The organism is Serratia sp. PL17, from assembly GCF_017832355.1.
GTDB lineage: Bacteria > Pseudomonadota > Gammaproteobacteria > Enterobacterales > Enterobacteriaceae > Serratia.
In genome coordinates this window covers 70,326-86,472 of record NZ_JAFIBY010000011.1, presented here as the reverse complement: position 1 = coordinate 86,472, position 16,147 = coordinate 70,326, and the positions used below count along the sequence as shown (strand labels likewise).

Below are 16,147 nucleotides of genomic sequence, written 5' to 3'. Positions count from 1 at the left end.
CCCCCCGGCCCGCAGGCCGGGAGGTTTGTTTACAGCACCAGCCCGGCGATGGCCGCTGAAAGCAGGCTAACCAGCGTTGAACCGTAAACCAGCTTCAGACCAAAACGAGACACCACGTTGCCCTGTCGCTCGTTAAGCCCTTTGATCGCCCCGGCGACAATGCCGATTGAAGCAAAGTTGGCGAAGGACACCAGGAATACCGACAAGATACCCAGGCCCCGCGGTGACATTTCCGCTGCAATTTTCTTCAGCTCGATCATTGCCACAAATTCATTGGCTACCAGTTTCGTCGCCATAATGCTGCCAGCACGCAGCGCATCAGGTGCTGGAATGCCGATCAGCCAAGCTAATGGGTAGAATATGTAGCCCAGAATTTGCTGGAAGCTGATGCCGAACACGGCGGAGAATAAAGCATTTACCGCAGAAATAAGCGCAATAAAGCCAATCAGCATGGCAGCGATAATCATCGCGATCTTGAAGCCCGCTAAAATGTATTCACCCAGCATTTCGAAGAAGCTCTGATCCTCATGCAGCTTGTTCAGTTTTAGCTCAGGTTCATCGTCCAACTGATAAGGGTTGATGATCGACAGAATAATAAAGGTACTGAACATGTTGAGGATCAGTGCCGCGACCACATATTGCGCATCGATCATCGACATATAGGCACCCACGATAGACATGGATACCGTCGACATGGCGGTTGCTGCCATGGTGTACATGCGGCGTGGCGAAATATCACCGATGATGCCTTTGTAGGCGATAAAGTTTTCCGACTGCCCAAGCACCAGCGTGCTGACGGCGTTGAACGACTCCAGCTTGCCCATGCCGTTAACCTTGGACAGCAAGGTGCCGACCAGGCGGATGATCAGCGGCAAAATGCGGAAATGCTGCAAAATACCGATGAGCGCGGAAATAAAGATAATCGGGCACAAAACACCAAGGAAGATAAATGCCAATCCGTCTTTGCTCATACCGCCAAACACAAAATCAGAGCCTTGCGCGGCATATGTCAGCAGTGTTTCAAAGAAGCCAGCGACGTGCTTGATGACGCCGAGACCGCTTTCGGAATGCAGAAAGAAATAGGCGAGTGCGCCTTCAATGACCAGAAGCTGAATAATATAACGCAGGCGTATTTTTTTACGGTCGTTGCTGACCAGCAGCGCCAGGGCGATGATCACCACTAGGGCAAAAATAAATTGCAGAATTTGTGGCATAAAGAGTCCGTACGGCTAAACGGGCAGGAAAAAACACATTTAGCCACAGCTTGGCCCGCCTTTCATTACCTTGGGTGATAATTGGAATAAAATACTTTCAGCCAGCGAGATACGTTGCCAATGACCCTCTATGGCCTCTTAGTCACAGTTTTTCATAAACAATGCCAATCCCCACGTAGCATCCGGCGTGCATTTCTTTATGGTTCGCGATGTTGGCCGGCTTAACGTCGGGGAATAAACATTGGGAATGCCGCGCTACCCAGAACATAGTCGTAAAAAAGCCCGCGAATGCGGGCTTATACGAATGAAGGAACGTATCACTCGATGTTTTGGATCTGCTCGCGCATCTGCTCGATCAGCACTTTCAGCTCGATAGCGGAAGTGGTGACTTCGGCATTGATCGACTTGGACGCCAAGGTATTAGATTCGCGGTTGAATTCCTGCATCATAAAGTCGAGGCGGCGGCCCACGGCTTCTTTTTTCTTCAGGATGTTGTGCGTTTCTTTTACGTGGGCTTCCAGGCGGTCCAGTTCTTCGGCGACGTCAATACGTTGCGCCATCAGCACCAGCTCTTGCTCCAGGCGGGTGTTTTCCAACTGCACCTGAGCCTCTTCCAGTTTGCTGACCAGACGCTCACGCTGCCATTGCAGGATGTTGGGCATTTGGGCGCGTACCTTGACCACTTCGGCGCTGACGCCGTCCAAACGCTGTTCGATCAGCAATTTTAGTGCAGTACCTTCGCTTTCACGCGCAATGATGAAGTCATCCAGTGCGCCATCCAGTGCCTGCATCAGCTGTGCGCTGATAGCGTCCAGATCCTGCTCTTGGGCGGACATCACACCAGGCCAGCGCAGTACGTCGATAGGGTCAATTTCACCTTCGTCGCTCTGCATTTTGACCCAGTTAGCAGCCTCAACCAGCTGCTTTGCCAGTTTTTCGTTCAGGATCATTGAGCTTTGTGCGCTCGGATCCAGTTCGAAACGCAGGTTGCACTCCACTTTACCGCGGGTCAGGCGACCACGGATACGTTCGCGGATCACCGGCTCCAGGCTGCGGAATTGTTCTGGCAGACGGATGTAGGTTTCTAGATAGCGTTGGTTCACGGAACGCAGCTCCCAAGCTGCGCTGCCCCATTCACCCTTGATTTCACGCCGGGCGTAGGCGGTCATGCTGCGGATCATTGATGCGTACCCGTAATAGGAAAAGATGAACCGATTATAGCGTTGGACCTGCGGGCAGGATAGGCATTACGTCACGAAGCCCGTATAATGCGCAGCCAAACGTTGATTAGAAGCCGGAGAGAGCCCATGCGTCCTGCAGGCAGAGCACCACAACAAGTTCGCCCACTGACACTGACCCGTCACTATACCAAACACGCTGAAGGCTCAGTGCTGGTTGAGTTTGGCGATACCAAAGTTTTGTGCACCGCCACAGTAGAAGAGGGCGTTCCGCGCTTCCTGAAGGGTCAGGGGCAAGGGTGGATCACCGCTGAGTACGGCATGCTGCCGCGCTCTACCCACAGCCGTAACGCCCGCGAAGCGGCCAAAGGCAAGCAGGGCGGCCGCACGCTGGAGATTCAGCGTTTGATCGCCCGTTCGTTACGTGCGGCGGTTGATCTGAAAAAACTCGGTGAATTCACCATCACGCTCGACTGCGACGTATTGCAGGCTGACGGCGGTACCCGCACCGCGTCTATTTCCGGTGCCTGCGTTGCGCTGGCTGATGCGCTAAATGCGCTGGTGGCCAATGGCAAGCTGAAAGCCAACCCAATGAAAGGGTTGGTTGCGGCGGTCTCCGTCGGTATCGTTAACGGCGAAGCGCTGTGTGATTTGGAGTACGTCGAGGACTCCGCAGCAGAAACGGATATGAATGTAGTGATGATGGAAGATGGTCGCATGATCGAGGTGCAAGGCACCGCCGAGGGTGAGCCGTTTAGCCACGACGAGCTATTGGCGCTATTGGCGCTGGCCCGAGGGGGCATTGAAACCATCTTCCAGGCGCAGAAAGCGGCGCTGGCAGATTAATTTTTAAGGCGACTCAAGAGTCGCCTTTTTTACGCCCGACGTTCGGGTGGCAGTATTCACAGATCTAACCGACCAGATGAGGAGAAGCAGTAATGAAAGCCTATCAGCGCCAGTTTATCGAGTTCGCGCTTAACAAGCAGGTATTGAAATTCGGCGAGTTCACCCTGAAATCCGGCCGTACCAGCCCGTATTTTTTTAATGCCGGTTTGTTTAATACTGGGCGTGATCTTGCGCTGTTAGGGCGCTTCTACGCCGAAGCATTGATTGATTCTGGCATCGAATTCGATTTGCTGTTTGGCCCGGCTTACAAAGGGATTCCTATCGCCACGACCACGGCTGTTGCACTGGCGGAACATCATGACCGTGATGTCCCTTACTGCTTTAACCGCAAAGAAGCCAAAACTCACGGTGAAGGCGGGACGCTGGTGGGCAGTCCGCTGCAGGGCCGTGTCATGCTGGTAGACGATGTGATCACTGCCGGAACGGCGATCCGTGAATCGATGGAAATCATTGGCGCGGGCGGTGCAACGTTGGCCGGGGTACTGATCTCGCTTGACCGTCAGGAACGGGGTCGTGCGGATATCTCTGCTATTCAGGAAGTTGAGCGCGATTATCACTGTAAGGTGATTTCCATCGTGACGCTGAAGGATTTGATTGTTTATCTGGAAGAAAAACCGGAAATGGCCGATCACCTGGCGGCGGTGCGTGCTTATCGCGAGCAGTACGGCGTTTAACGCACGCTTTATTCAGCCGGGCGCGCAAAACGCGCCCGGCGTAAGGTTTATTGCAGCTGTGCCGCCAGCAGTGGCCAACGCCCTTCGAACTCTTGTGTTGGGCGGTAGCGGAATTCGGAACGAACGTAGCGTGATAGCATACCTTCGCAGAAGGCCAGCAGTTGGCTGGCCAACAGCGTCTCATCTACAATAAAACCTTTACCTTCACGTAGCTTGCGTTCTTTCAGCACCTGGCGCAGCTGTGCCTCAATGCGTTCAAACAGCTGATTGATTCTCCCCTGCAGCCGATCCTGTTCAAACATAAGTGCGTGACCGGTCATAATACGCGTCAGGCCAGGGTTGCGTTCGGCGAATCCCAGTACCAACAGCAAAATCAGACGCAGGCGGTTAAAGGTCTCTTTTTCGTCCTGCAGGATCAGGTTGATGCGCGTTATCAGGCTGTCTTCAATAAATTCGATCAGACTGTCGAACATCCGTGTCTTGCTTGGAAAGTGCCGGTAGAGTGCAGCTTCGGAGACGCCAACGTTAGCGGCAAGTTTAGCGGTGGTAATACGCTGGTTGCCGTCGCTGGACTCCAGCATCTGGGCTAATGCCTGCAGTATTTCCTCGCGCCGGTTCCTTTTGGTATTTTCTTTTTCTGCCATGTCTGATTAGACCCTTGCTAAAACTGCTTAGACTTTCGGAAACCCGGGCACCGGCCGTTACAGAGCGTTCTCTGTAGGGCTTATGTGATAGCTTTTTTACGATGCTGGGGTCAGCGGCCTTAACGACCTGAACTCTCCATGCGCCCTGGTGTGCGCTGTAATCGTTGTCAGCCAAACCTTGCCGTAGAGATGTCCTTCTCTCTGAGGTGGCAAGGTTTCAGGCGACGTTTCCTTGTCGGTACTTAGGTATTGAGCAGCGCTTACTGGCGACCGGAATGGCCAAAGCCGCCTTCGCCACGTTCACTGCTGTCGAACTCTTCAACCAGATTGAATTCGGCTTGTACAACAGGCACAAATACCATCTGTGCGATGCGTTCACCGGGTTCAATCGTGAAGGATTTCTGGCCACGGTTCCAGACGGAAACCATCAGTTGGCCCTGGTAATCAGAGTCGATCAGGCCGACCAGATTGCCCAGTACCACACCGTGCTTATGACCTAAACCTGAACGCGGCAGGATCACCGCAGCCAGACTCGTGTCGGCGATGTGGATAGCCAAACCGGTAGGTAACAACGTGGTTTCACCCGGTGCCAGTTCTTCGGCGTTGTCCAGGCAGGCACGCAGATCGAGACCTGCCGAGCCTGGGGTTGCGTAGGTCGGTAAAGGGAAATCCTTTCCAATACGCGGGTCGAGGATTTTAACGTCGATTTTTTTCATCATAACGGCTGACTATCTCGTCTATTAAACGTTGGCCAAGGAGTGCTTTGTCGCTCAGCGCCAGGCGCTTTTCTCCATCCTGCCAAAAAAGGTGCAAGGCATTGGTGTCGCTGTTAAACCCATGCTCTGCAAGCGATACATCATTGGCGCAAATTAAATCCAATTTCTTACGCGCCAGTTTTTGTCGCGCGTATTCTTCCACATTCTGGGTTTCGGCGGCAAACCCCACGACAAAGGGGCGTTTTTTCGTCATCGCTGCGACGCCTGCAACGATATCGGGGTTTTTTACCATTTTGAGGATGATTTCATCACCCTGTTTTTTTATTTTTTCATCGGAAATTTGTTCGGCACGGTAATCGGCCACGGCTGCACAGGAAATAAAAATATCCTGCTGAGCGGCGCGTTGCTGCACTGCCTGCTCCATTTCCAACGCGCTGATGACATCTACCCGGGTGACATGTGGTGGTGTCGGTTGGTTAACCGGCCCGGCAATCAACGTGACCTGCGCACCGCGTGCTGCGGCGGCCCGGGCGATGGCAAAGCCCATTTTACCTGAACTGTGGTTGCTGATAAAACGCACCGGGTCCAGCGCTTCACGGGTTGGACCGGCGGTGAGCATAATCTTCAAATGTTGCAGATCTTGCGGTGCGGAGAAATGATTGTTTGCCAGTTCAACGATATCCAGCGGATCAATCATGCGGCCTGGGCCGACGTCGCCACAGGCTTGACTACCGCTATCTGGCCCCCACAGCAGCATACCGCGAGCCTGCAGGGTTTGCAGATTGGCCTGGGTAGCGGCGGCGCGGTACATCTGTTGGTTCATGGCAGGTGCTGCGGCGATCGGTGCAGCGGTGGCCAGACAAACCGTTGTCAGCAGGTCGTTGGCCATGCCAGCGGCGACGCGTGCCAGCAGATCGGCGGTGGCCGGTGCCAGTATGACCAGGTCCGCCCATTTGCCGAGCTCGATATGCCCCATCGCGGCTTCGGCTGCGGGATCCAGCAGATCATCTGAGACCGGATAACCGGACACGGCCTGTAGCGTCAACGGCGTAATAAAGGCCTTCGCCGCATGGGTCATTATCACACGCACTTCCGCGCCTCTGTCACGCAGGCGACGTACCAGTTCCGGGCATTTGTAAGCGGCGATACCGCCACTGATACCCAGTACAATATGTTTGCCGGAGAGTCCCGTCATCATGATTGTCCGATTGAATCCGAAAGATGTGCCATTTTAGCATAACCGCCAGACGGGTGAGCGATTCCACTGTATCTGCATCCCGTTACATCATAGGTTGCGCAGCACTTCGCAATGTTATCAAGCACCTGTCGTCGGCTTCTTTGTCACATGGCATGCTGTGGCATTTTCGGGAGGCGATGATGAGCAGTCAGGTAATCACCTTGTGGCCAGATACGCTGGCACCACGGGAAAAATTGTTGCACTACGGCGCGTCGGCGCTGTCCGATGCAGAGCTGTTGGCCATTTTTTTACGCACGGGGTTTCCTGGCGTGCATGTTATGCAGTTGGCGGAAGAGTTACTGGTGCAGTTTGGCTCGCTTTATCATCTGATGTCAGCGGATCATTCGGTTTTTTGCAGCTACAAGGGGTTGGGTAATGCCAGCTATACCCAACTTCAGGCCATTTCAGAGTTGGCGTTCCGCTTCTTTTCCAGCCATCTGGCAAAGGAAAATGCCATGCTTAACCCCAAAATGACCCAGCATTATTTGCAAAGCCTGCTGGCCCATCATGAGCGAGAAGTGTTTTTGGTATTGTTTTTAGACAATCAGCACCGTGTTATTCGCCATCAGGAGATGTTTGCTGGTACCATCAGCAGCGTTGTCGTATACCCGAGAGAAATTGTGCGCGAAGCGTTGAAGGCTAATGCGGCCGCCATTATTCTGGCGCATAATCATCCTTCGGGTAAGGCTGAACCCAGTCATGCCGACCGTTTAATAACAGAGCAAGTGGTAAGTGCCTGCCTGTTATTGGAGATCCGAGTGCTCGATCATTTGGTGATAGGTCGGGGTGAATGCGTCTCTTTTGCCGAGCGCGGATGGCTTTAAGCGATTTTTTCGCGATCCTTGTGGGATCTTTAGCTGTTCGGGACTTGAGCACTTACGCTTCAGAGCGTATACTACGCCACCTTTGAGAATCTTGGGTTTGGCGTAAGAGCCTATCTCAGCAGGTTTCTAACCTGATGTGTGGTTTCTGACCTGATGACGAGAGTCTCCTCAGTATGAAGTTTGCTGAGATGGGCTCTAAAAGCCTGACGAGGCGGCCATACCCTATACGAAGCTCGAGCTGATTTGATTTTTGGAGAATAGACATGTCCCGAGTCTGCCAAGTTACTGGCAAGCGCCCGGTGAGCGGTAACAACCGTTCCCACGCAATGAACGCGACCAAACGCCGTTTTCTGCCGAACCTGCACTCACACCGTTTTTGGGTTGAGGCTGAGAAGCGCTTTGTAACGCTGCGTGTATCTGCTAAAGGTATGCGTGTTATCGATAAGAAGGGTATTGAGACGGTCTTGGCCGATCTGCGTGCCCGTGGTGAGAAGTATTAAGGAACTGCATCATGGCTAAAGGTGTTCGCGAGAAGATCAAGCTGGTTTCTTCTGCTGGTACTGGTCACTTCTATACCACCACGAAGAACAAGCGTACTAAGCCGGAAAAATTGGAACTGAAGAAATTCGATCCAGTTGTCCGCCAGCACGTGATCTACAAAGAAGCTAAAATTAAATAATTTTAGTGGATTAATAAAAACCCGGCCTTGGCCGGGTTTTTTGCGTTATAAGGGATACCCATTGCCTGTTACTTACATAAATGAGCTACAGGGGATGTGAAGCTACATAAGCTGTGCTGCTTGGAATCATAGGGTAGAGAAAAGCAAAGGGGAGCGTGGAATGCCTGAATTACCAGAAGTTGAGACCAGCCGTCGCGGTATTGAACCTTATCTTGTCGGTCATAGCATTCAATATGCCGTGGTGCGCAATGCACGTCTGCGCTGGCCCGTTTCCGAGCAAATTCTGGCGCTGAGCGACCAGCCGGTACTCAGTGTCCAGCGACGCGCCAAGTATCTTCTCATTGAACTGGCGAGCGGCTGGATTATCGTTCATCTGGGGATGTCTGGCAGCCTGCGCATGTTGGCCGAAGAGACAGAAGCGGGTAAACACGACCACGTTGACCTGGTTATCAGCAATGGTATGACGCTGCGTTATACCGATCCGCGCCGCTTTGGTGCCTGGCTATGGTGTGACGATCTGGCGGCAAGCAACGTGTTGGCCCATCTCGGACCGGAACCCTTGAGTGATGCGTTTAACGGCGCCTACCTGTTCGAGAAATCTCGCAACAAGCGTACGCTGATCAAACCCTGGCTAATGGATAACAAGCTGGTGGTGGGGGTTGGCAACATCTACGCCAGCGAATCGTTGTTTACCGCAAGGATCCTCCCAGACCGCCCGGCAGGCTCGTTAAGCAAAGTGGAGGCTGACGTGTTGGTGGAAACCATTAAGGCTGTCTTGCTGCGTTCTATTGAGCAGGGAGGCACGACGTTACGTGATTTCCTGCAGTCGGACGGCAAGCCTGGCTATTTCGCGCAGGAATTGCAGGTATATGGTCGGGCTGGTGAACCTTGCCGCGTATGCGGTACACCAATTGAATCGGCCAAGCACGGGCAACGCAGTACTTTCTTCTGTCGGCGTTGCCAGCGTTGATTATTGTTTGGCGAGTTTCTCGAATAATGCCTGAGTGACCACGTCCGGCAAGAAAGGGGCGATATCGCCGCCGTGACGTGCCACTTCTTTTACCAGAGAAGAAGAGATAAACGACCACTCTTCGGAAGGCATCAGGAATACGCTTTCCAGCGTGGGCATCAAATGGCGGTTCATATTCGCCAACTGCAACTCATATTCAAAGTCAGAGACTGCACGCAGGCCGCGAACCAGAATATTGGCATTCTGATGAGCGGCAAAATGTGCCATCAGTTCACTGAACCCCAATACTTCCACATTATCCAGGTGTGACGTCACTTGAGTGGCTAAGTCTACGCGCTCTTCCAGCGTGAACAGTGGCTTTTTGCTCGGACTGGCCGCGATAGCCAGGATGACGTGATCGAATATTTTTGACGCACGCGTCACCAAATCCAGGTGGCCGTTGGTCATGGGATCGAAAGTACCGGGGTAGATGGCTTTACGGGTCATGATTCACTTCTCTGAATAGTTGCGGCCCAATGCCCAGAGTGCGGCATATTTATTGAAAGTATATTGCGCGTTGACCACCGCTAACAGCAACCCCTGTTTACCGTCCAGGAAGCCAGCCCGCAGCAGCCAGGTTTTGCAGAACGCACCCAGGGTGTGGGTGATTATCGAAACATAGCTGCAGCGCTTACCGGCCAGATGGCGCTGATTGGCCCATTCTTCGGCATAACGCAGTTGTTTACGCTGAAAGGCAAAGAAATCACGGCAGGTCAGATGGAGCAGATCGCCGCTCAGCGGCACGACTTTCGCCCCGTTGATATGAAGTGATTCGTGTACCAGATCGTCGTTATAGCGGTAGCGTTGGTTGGCATACAGACGGTTGACACGATCTGGGTACCAGCCGCTGTGGCGCATAAAACGCCCGAGGAACAGGTTACGGCGCGCGCAGCTGTAGACGTGGTTATCGTCCGGTGCGGCGAGTGTCTGTTCAATGGATTGGCGAAGTTCGGGCGTAACACGCTCATCGGCGTCGATCATCAAAATATAGTCGTTGCAGGCGTAACTCTGTGCCAACTGACGCTGTTTGCCGAAACCTTGCCAGTCGGTATGAGTGAATACTTTGGCACCCAGATCTTCGGCAATGGCGACACTGTTATCTTCGCTACCTGAGTCGAGCAGAATGATTTCATCTGCCCATGCTACGGAGCGAAGACAATCCGGCAGCAGCCCGGCTTCGTTCTTGGCGATAATCACCACCGACAGGCTTTTGCGGTTGCTCATTTAATGGCTCCGTGGCGGCAGGTGCGGTTCCAACAGTTGCAGCAGGCGCTGCAGCGCTCCCTGATTTTGATACAGCACTTCTACCGCGTGACGGCCGTAATAGCGACGATAGTCTTCGTCGGTAAGTAGCGTAGTCACTTCCTTGACCAACGATTCTTCGTCGGCCACGGTGATCAATCCCCCGGCTTGCGACAGCTTGGCGCAGATATCCTTAAAATTGAAAGTATGGGGGCCCATCAGCACGGGGATGGCGTGTGCGGCGGCTTCCAGTGGGTTATGCCCACCGCGCTCTACCAGGCTGCCACCCACAAAGGCCAGATCGGCAATGCCATACAGCAGCATCAGTTCACCCATGGTATCGCCGATTACTACCTGGGTGCCGCCGGAAGGGATTTCGCCGCTGCTGCGCAGGGTGTAACTGAAACCGGCTTTTTGCACCAATTCTTTGGCGGTAGAGAAGCGTTCTGGATGACGTGGTACCAGGATCAGTAGCAAGTCAGGGTGTTTTTCCAGCAGTTTTCGGTGCGCAGCCAGCAGAATACTTTCTTCACCTTCATGGGTACTGGTGGCGATCCACACTGGGCGGCGCGGTGCCCATTGACGACGCAACGTGACGGCTCGCGCTGCCAGCTCTGGAGTCACGGAAATATCGAACTTCAGGCTACCGGTCACGGTGAGTTGTGAGCGCTTAAGGCCAAGTTCAACAAAGCGCTCACCGTCTTCCTGATTTTGTGCGGCGATCAGCGTAATGCGGCGCAGCATATCACGGACAAAACCGCCGATTTTTTTATAACCGGCGGCAGAACGGGCGGAAAGGCGGGCATTGGCGATCACCAAAGGGATCTGACGTTGGTGTAGTGCGTTGATCAGATTCGGCCACAGCTCGGTTTCCATAATGATGACCAGTTTTGGATTCACTTGATCCAGGAAGCGGCGCATCGAACCGGGCAGGTCATAAGGCAGATAAACATGGTGAACGTCTTTACCGAAGGCGGATTGCACACGCTCTGAACCTGTCGGCGTCATCGTGGTCACAGTAATCGGTAAATAAGGGTAGCGGTGGCGGAGCGCGCGGACCAATGGAATAGCGGCCAGCGTTTCACCTACGGAGACGGAATGTAGCATGATGCCGCCTGGAACGACTTTCCCGGCGCAGAAGCCATAGCGTTCTGCCCAGCGTTTACGGTAGGCTGGAGCTTTGCGGCTGCGCAACAGTAAGCGAAGCCAGATCAGGGGTTGGATGAGGTAGAGTAGTACCTGATATAAACGCAGCAACATTCTATCAATTTCATTTATATGGGTTATTCAGAATAGTACCATAACTGGAAGGGAAAGGCGCTAATTTGGTAACCTTGGGTGTCAGTTTCAGACAACAGGCGAGAGATTTCGCTGATAGGCTTGGAATGAAGAATATTTTAATTATTCGCCGTGACAACATTGGCGATCTTGTTTGTACTACCCCGCTAATCGAAGGGGTGAAAATTGCCTATCCGGATGCCAAACTTTATCTGTTAATCAATAAAGTCAGCCAGGATGTTGTAAAAAATAACCCCCATCTTGAAAACGTGTTTGTCTACAAAAAGGCAAAGCACAAGGCGAAGAATGAATCCACATTAGGGGTTTATTTTGAGCGACTGATGATTTTTTTGAAACTGCGAAAAATAAAATTCGATGCGGCGATCTTGGCTAACCCCGTCCCCTGTAAGTACAGCCTGCGATTGGCAAAAATGGCGGGTGTCAGTAATATTATTGGCGCAGATTTGGGGACGTCTGATATTCATCATCCTTTCCGCAAAGAAAATTTTAGTGGCAAGCACCAGGTAGAACATACTTACAGTTACCTCTCGGCCATTACTGAACAACATATTCCGATTCCCCCGGTACGGGTGTTTTTGACCCAGGAAGAGCGCCAACAGGCCGCGAAGCGTTTGCAAGAATACCTGCCACCGGTCGATCGATTGTGCGCTGTTCACATCAGCAGCCGTAGCCCTAAACGACGTTGGCCTATAGAGCGCTATGCCGAAATTATCAACCGCTTACTTGCTGAGAAGAACACGGGCGTCTTGATTTTCTGGTCCCCGCAGGGGACATTGACGCCGGACGATATTGGCGATCAAAAACGCGCAGAGCAACTGTTGGCGCTGTGTCAAAATGAGCGTGTAGCACTGTATCCAACGGCGTCAGTACGTGAATTACTGGCCGGTTTCGATTTATGCGACAGAGTGCTGTGCAGTGACGGTGGACAAATGCACCTGGCTGCGGCGCTGAATAAAGATATGGTTGTATTCTTTGGCGATACGGATAAAGAATCTTGGCACCCCTGGTCTGGGCGTTATCATATTCTGCAAACTGAATCGGGCGATTGTATTGATGTGCCCGTTGATGATGTCTGGGATAAAATACAGGCATTAAATTAATTATCAATAAGGCAGGGTTTCCCCTGCCTTTAAATTATTTTTTGAGGCCCAGGTACTGCTGGCAAATAGGGGTTAATCCATAGCTCAGCAATTGGTCATGATTGATTTTGGGTGGTTTGGCGTAAATTTCTGCCATTTTTTCTGCCAATGATTTTTCATTGAGTTCCGCCAGTGCGTTATCCATTCCCGCTTTTTCCAGAATTTCCGCAGGCCCACCCGGACAGCGAGTGCTGACTACCGGCGTATCGCACAGCAGGGCTTCCACCAGCACGTTGCCAAAGCCTTCACTGTCAGAGCTGAGCACCAACAATGATGCATGGCGAATAAACGGATAGGGGTTAGCCTGGAATCCGAGGAAGAGCACACGCTCTGCGATACCTAATTGGTTTGCCAGCTGTTTCGCTTCTTCTATGTTAGCTTCGCTGCCGGTTCCAACCAGGGCCAATGGCGCCTGTATGCCCGACAGCGCATAGGCTTTCAACAAACGATCGTGCCGTTTGTGTGGATGAAAGCGCCCAACGTGCACCAGGTAATCCTGGCCAGCCAGCTCGCAGGGGGCTGCTGCTTGCTGTGCAATAGCATCAATATCGAACGGGTTGTTGATCACGGCTAACCGGCTTGGGTGGATCGGCAAGTTTTGCTGTAAATCGTTCCCTACGGCCTGTGAGACGGCAACTATATTTCTGCCTTGGTAAACCGCAGCGATTTTCCGCTGTTTCAACCAACGATCCAGCCCTTTGCGGTGACCGAGATAGGACGTCGACAGGATGCCATGAATGCAGAACCACAGGCGGTCTGAGGAGAGCAACTTGCTGCGGCTGACGATGCGATCGGTTTTATGCAGGTTGGAGAACACCAAATCATAGATGCCATGTTGGCGCTCAATGTCGGCTATCGCGCGATCCAGTGCGGCAGCACGGCGTGATAGCTCCGTCACTTTACGCCAGGGTGAGCGATTGTGATCGGCGACGACCTGATAGTGAATACCGGAGGGGATCGGGTAGTTACAGACATCGCGTAACGAAATCAGGCTAACGTCATGGCCCATTTGCTGCATGCCCTGGCACAGTGTTAGCACCACTTTTTCCGCGCCTCCACCGGGTAGGCCGTCGATAATCATCAGAATACGCATAGTTAATCCAGCAGCCGGTTATAAAGGGATATCAGCTGTTCCGACAGGTGAGCCGGGGTGGCCGACATGATACGCAATCTTGCGGCCTCACCCATGGCGGAGCCTAAAGCCTGACGCGGTAACGCCGCGATCGCCTTAATCAGCGCGGGGACGTCGAGAGCATCGGTGACAAAGCCATTATGCCCTTGGGTGATAAACTCAGCACCGCCGCAGGTGGTACTGGTTATGACCGGTAAGCCGCAGGACATGGCTTCCAGAATCACGTTGGGGAAAGGATCATACAGCGTGGGTAGCAACAGCGCATCGGCAGCTTGATAAAACGGCAGCGTCTGTTTCTGTACACCCATAAACCGCACGCGATCGCTGCAACCCAGTGATTGCGCCAACGCCTGATAGCGTTTTTCGGCCTTGTCTTTGCCGACCACCAGAAGATAGCTGTCGGTGGCTGCAACGGCACGGATGGCGGCGGCTAAGCCTTTACGTTCAAAACCGGAGCCGACAAAGATCAGGCAATGCGCCTGTTGTGGGATCTGGTACTGCGCGCGAAGCTGCTGGCGCTGCTCAGCCGTTGCAGGCAGGAACTTTTGATTATCAATGGCGTTGTAGATCACCGTAATTTTATCGGCGGGTACGCCAAAATCATCGATGATTTCCTGTTTAATCATTTCGGCGTTGCAGATGACGGCTTTCAATTCTGGGGCGGCGTACATTGCGCGCTCTGCACACATCACATAACGGTGATAACGATTTGAGAACAGCCATTTACGGCGCCATTCCGGCAGCAAACGGGCGCGTTGTAACAACCAGCGGCGGTGTACGCCATCGCCGGCGCGGTAAATATCACAGCCGGGGATACGCTCATGGCTCTGTACCAGATCGAATTCTTCTTTCTGCCACAGTGCTCTGGCCGCTTCGGCAAAGCCGCGCTCACGGCTAATACGGCCTAATTTCAGCGGATTGCACAGGTGGATGTGCCAATCAGGATTGGCATCACCCTGCCATTCGCGGGTGATAACGTTCAGGTCGAGGTCTTGTTGTTCCAGTGCCTCGAGGGCGCGCGAAACGAAACGCTCAGCCCCACCGTCTGGGCGGTACTTTTGGCGAACGATCGCCAAACGAAATGCTTTCATACCAACGTGCTCCGCGCGGCTGCAATCACCACGTCTGTAGGAATAAGGTCCAGATACCGTTCATCGGTGTCGGTATTGATGGCGTCTGGATCGGGCAAGGTGCCGTAGTCTCCGGCCCAGATCACGCTGCCAATCACCTGCCATGGGCGCCAAAACACCAGCTTGGAAGGGCCAAACAGCGCGATGCAGGGGGTTTGCAGTGCGGCGGCCATGTGCATAGGCACTGAATCTACGCCGATAAACAGTTTGGCGTGATCGATCAGAGCTGCCAGTTGCCGCAGCGTCAGTTGGCCAGCCAATGAAACCACACCTTGTGCCGGGCAGAGCGCCAGAATACGCTCCACCATGGCCTGCTCTTTTGCATCTGGTCCGGAAGTGATCACCAACCGGTGGCCGTCAGCCTGCAATGCACTTATCGTGGCGGCCATTTTTTCTTCACTCCAGCACTTGAAGAACCAGCGTGAGGTCGGCTGTATCACGATAAAGTCATCGGTAATGCCCTGTTGTTGTAACAGTTGCTGGCAGGTTTGCCAGTCCTCGGGCGGATAACTCATGGTCACCTGTTGGCTGACGGTTGGCAGGCCTAAGGGGTGTAACAGCGACAGGTTTTGTTCGACGGTATGGAGGTGGGCGTGATCAGTAACCGGCACCAAATGTGTGTGGCAATGACGCCATAAAAAACCCTGCCGCTTGGGGAAGTCGAACCCCAACCGGATGCGTGCCCCGGTCAGCCGGGTGAGAAGGGCACTGCGCCACTGATCGGCCAGATTGACCACCAGATCGTAACGCTGCGCCTTGAGCTGCCGGATCAGATTAAGCTCATGATTCAGATGTGCTTTTGTCCCCTGTTTTTTCCACTGGCGATCGATAACGAAGACATTCGACAGTGCGGGGTTGCTGGCCAGCATATCCTGGGTTTCTTTATACAGCAGTACGTCAATCTGCGCTTGTGGGTAGTTTTGCCGCAGAGTATTGATGACCGGAGTTGTCAGCAACATGTCGCCGTGGTGGCGAAGTTTAACGATCAGAATACGCTGTATCGAGGTATCAGGAGCTAAGGCTGGCGCGTCGTTCATCATGAGTCGCTTTCTGGGAAACCAATGTTTGATTCTAAATGACCCGATCGCATGTGGCTACTGTTGCACAGTTTTCTTGCCGTGAAG

18 protein-coding genes are annotated in these 16,147 nt (G+C 53.1%); 7 read left to right on the top strand and 11 right to left on the bottom strand.

The genetic code is table 11. From position 1 onward, the window contains the following. Positions 1-29: 29 nt before the first annotated feature. Positions 30-1,214: a nucleoside transporter C-terminal domain-containing protein gene (locus JOE25_RS24785; RefSeq protein WP_209640141.1), complete on the bottom strand. Its 1,185-nt coding sequence runs from the start codon at positions 1,212-1,214 to the stop codon at positions 30-32. A 317-nt stretch (positions 1,215-1,531) separates the two neighbouring features. Beyond that, the gene (locus JOE25_RS24780; protein ID WP_209640138.1) at positions 1,532-2,395 is read right to left on the bottom strand and encodes a YicC/YloC family endoribonuclease; all 864 of its coding nucleotides are present in this window, start codon (positions 2,393-2,395) and stop codon (positions 1,532-1,534) included. 126 nt (positions 2,396-2,521) lie between these two features. Here JOE25_RS24780 and rph point away from each other — a divergent pair, with 126 nt between their 5' ends. Next, entirely contained in the window at positions 2,522-3,238 is a 717-nt protein-coding gene (gene rph, locus JOE25_RS24775) for a ribonuclease PH (protein WP_209640135.1), read from the top strand. Between the two features lie 92 nt (positions 3,239-3,330). Continuing rightward, on the top strand, positions 3,331-3,972 hold the full coding sequence (gene pyrE / locus JOE25_RS24770) for an orotate phosphoribosyltransferase (protein WP_037421748.1): 642 nt from the start codon (positions 3,331-3,333) through the stop codon (positions 3,970-3,972). Positions 3,973-4,019: 47 nt separating this feature from the next. Here the strand turns inward: pyrE and slmA are convergent, their stop codons facing one another. The 3 genes from slmA to coaBC all read right to left on the bottom strand — a co-directional run bounded on the left by slmA (position 4,020) and on the right by coaBC (position 6,530). After that, positions 4,020-4,616: a nucleoid occlusion factor SlmA gene (gene slmA / locus JOE25_RS24765; protein WP_037421744.1), complete on the bottom strand. Its 597-nt coding sequence runs from the start codon at positions 4,614-4,616 to the stop codon at positions 4,020-4,022. A gap of 260 nt (positions 4,617-4,876) precedes the next feature. After that, entirely contained in the window at positions 4,877-5,335 is a 459-nt protein-coding gene (dut, locus tag JOE25_RS24760; RefSeq protein ID WP_209640132.1) for a dUTP diphosphatase, read from the bottom strand. Beyond that, complete coding sequence (coaBC, locus tag JOE25_RS24755) at positions 5,313-6,530, bottom strand: bifunctional phosphopantothenoylcysteine decarboxylase/phosphopantothenate--cysteine ligase CoaBC (protein WP_209640129.1); 1,218 nt, start codon at positions 6,528-6,530, stop codon at positions 5,313-5,315. The genes dut and coaBC overlap by 23 nt, the downstream gene beginning before the upstream one ends. Positions 6,531-6,709: 179 nt before the next feature. Here coaBC and radC point away from each other — a divergent pair, with 179 nt between their 5' ends. From radC to mutM, 4 genes are all read left to right on the top strand, one after another. Further along, entirely contained in the window at positions 6,710-7,393 is a 684-nt protein-coding gene (gene radC / locus JOE25_RS24750; RefSeq protein WP_209640126.1) for a DNA repair protein RadC, read from the top strand. 263 nt (positions 7,394-7,656) lie between these two features. Then, positions 7,657-7,893 carry a 50S ribosomal protein L28 gene (rpmB, locus tag JOE25_RS24745; RefSeq protein WP_004931195.1) on the top strand — a complete coding sequence of 79 codons (237 nt, stop codon included), beginning with the start codon at positions 7,657-7,659 and terminating at the stop codon, positions 7,891-7,893. 11 nt (positions 7,894-7,904) lie between these two features. Continuing rightward, positions 7,905-8,072 carry a 50S ribosomal protein L33 gene (gene rpmG / locus JOE25_RS24740; protein WP_004392084.1) on the top strand — a complete coding sequence of 56 codons (168 nt, stop codon included), beginning with the start codon at positions 7,905-7,907 and terminating at the stop codon, positions 8,070-8,072. A gap of 160 nt (positions 8,073-8,232) precedes the next feature. Further along, complete coding sequence (gene mutM, locus JOE25_RS24735; protein WP_209640123.1) at positions 8,233-9,042, top strand: bifunctional DNA-formamidopyrimidine glycosylase/DNA-(apurinic or apyrimidinic site) lyase; 810 nt, start codon at positions 8,233-8,235, stop codon at positions 9,040-9,042. On the opposite strand, the gene coaD is transcribed toward mutM, so the two are convergent. The 3 genes from coaD to waaA are packed head-to-tail and all read right to left on the bottom strand — an operon-like array spanning position 9,043 to position 11,583. Next, positions 9,043-9,528: a pantetheine-phosphate adenylyltransferase gene (gene coaD, locus JOE25_RS24730; protein WP_037421730.1), complete on the bottom strand. Its 486-nt coding sequence runs from the start codon at positions 9,526-9,528 to the stop codon at positions 9,043-9,045. Between the two features lie 3 nt (positions 9,529-9,531). Then, the gene (locus JOE25_RS24725) at positions 9,532-10,305 is read right to left on the bottom strand and encodes a glycosyltransferase family 2 protein (RefSeq protein WP_209640121.1); all 774 of its coding nucleotides are present in this window, start codon (positions 10,303-10,305) and stop codon (positions 9,532-9,534) included. Further along, positions 10,306-11,583 (bottom strand): lipid IV(A) 3-deoxy-D-manno-octulosonic acid transferase, encoded by a 1,278-nt coding sequence (gene waaA, locus JOE25_RS24720; protein ID WP_209640118.1) that lies wholly within the window; start codon positions 11,581-11,583, stop codon positions 10,306-10,308. Between the two features lie 125 nt (positions 11,584-11,708). Here waaA and JOE25_RS24715 point away from each other — a divergent pair, with 125 nt between their 5' ends. After that, positions 11,709-12,722, top strand: a complete 1,014-nt coding sequence (locus tag JOE25_RS24715) for a glycosyltransferase family 9 protein (protein WP_209640229.1) — start codon at positions 11,709-11,711, stop codon at positions 12,720-12,722. 34 nt (positions 12,723-12,756) lie between these two features. Here the strand turns inward: JOE25_RS24715 and JOE25_RS24710 are convergent, their stop codons facing one another. From JOE25_RS24710 to rfaQ, 3 genes are read right to left on the bottom strand one after another with little or no spacing between them, the layout of a single operon-like run. Continuing rightward, positions 12,757-13,854, bottom strand: coding sequence for a glycosyltransferase (locus JOE25_RS24710; protein ID WP_209640114.1), 1,098 nt, complete (start codon positions 13,852-13,854; stop codon positions 12,757-12,759). 2 nt (positions 13,855-13,856) lie between these two features. Next, entirely contained in the window at positions 13,857-14,984 is a 1,128-nt protein-coding gene (locus JOE25_RS24705; protein WP_209640111.1) for a glycosyltransferase family 4 protein, read from the bottom strand. Continuing rightward, positions 14,981-16,063 (bottom strand): putative lipopolysaccharide heptosyltransferase III, encoded by a 1,083-nt coding sequence (gene rfaQ, locus JOE25_RS24700; RefSeq protein WP_209640108.1) that lies wholly within the window; start codon positions 16,061-16,063, stop codon positions 14,981-14,983. Before rfaQ ends, JOE25_RS24705 begins: the two co-directional genes overlap by 4 nt. Positions 16,064-16,147: the final 84 nt, after the last annotated feature.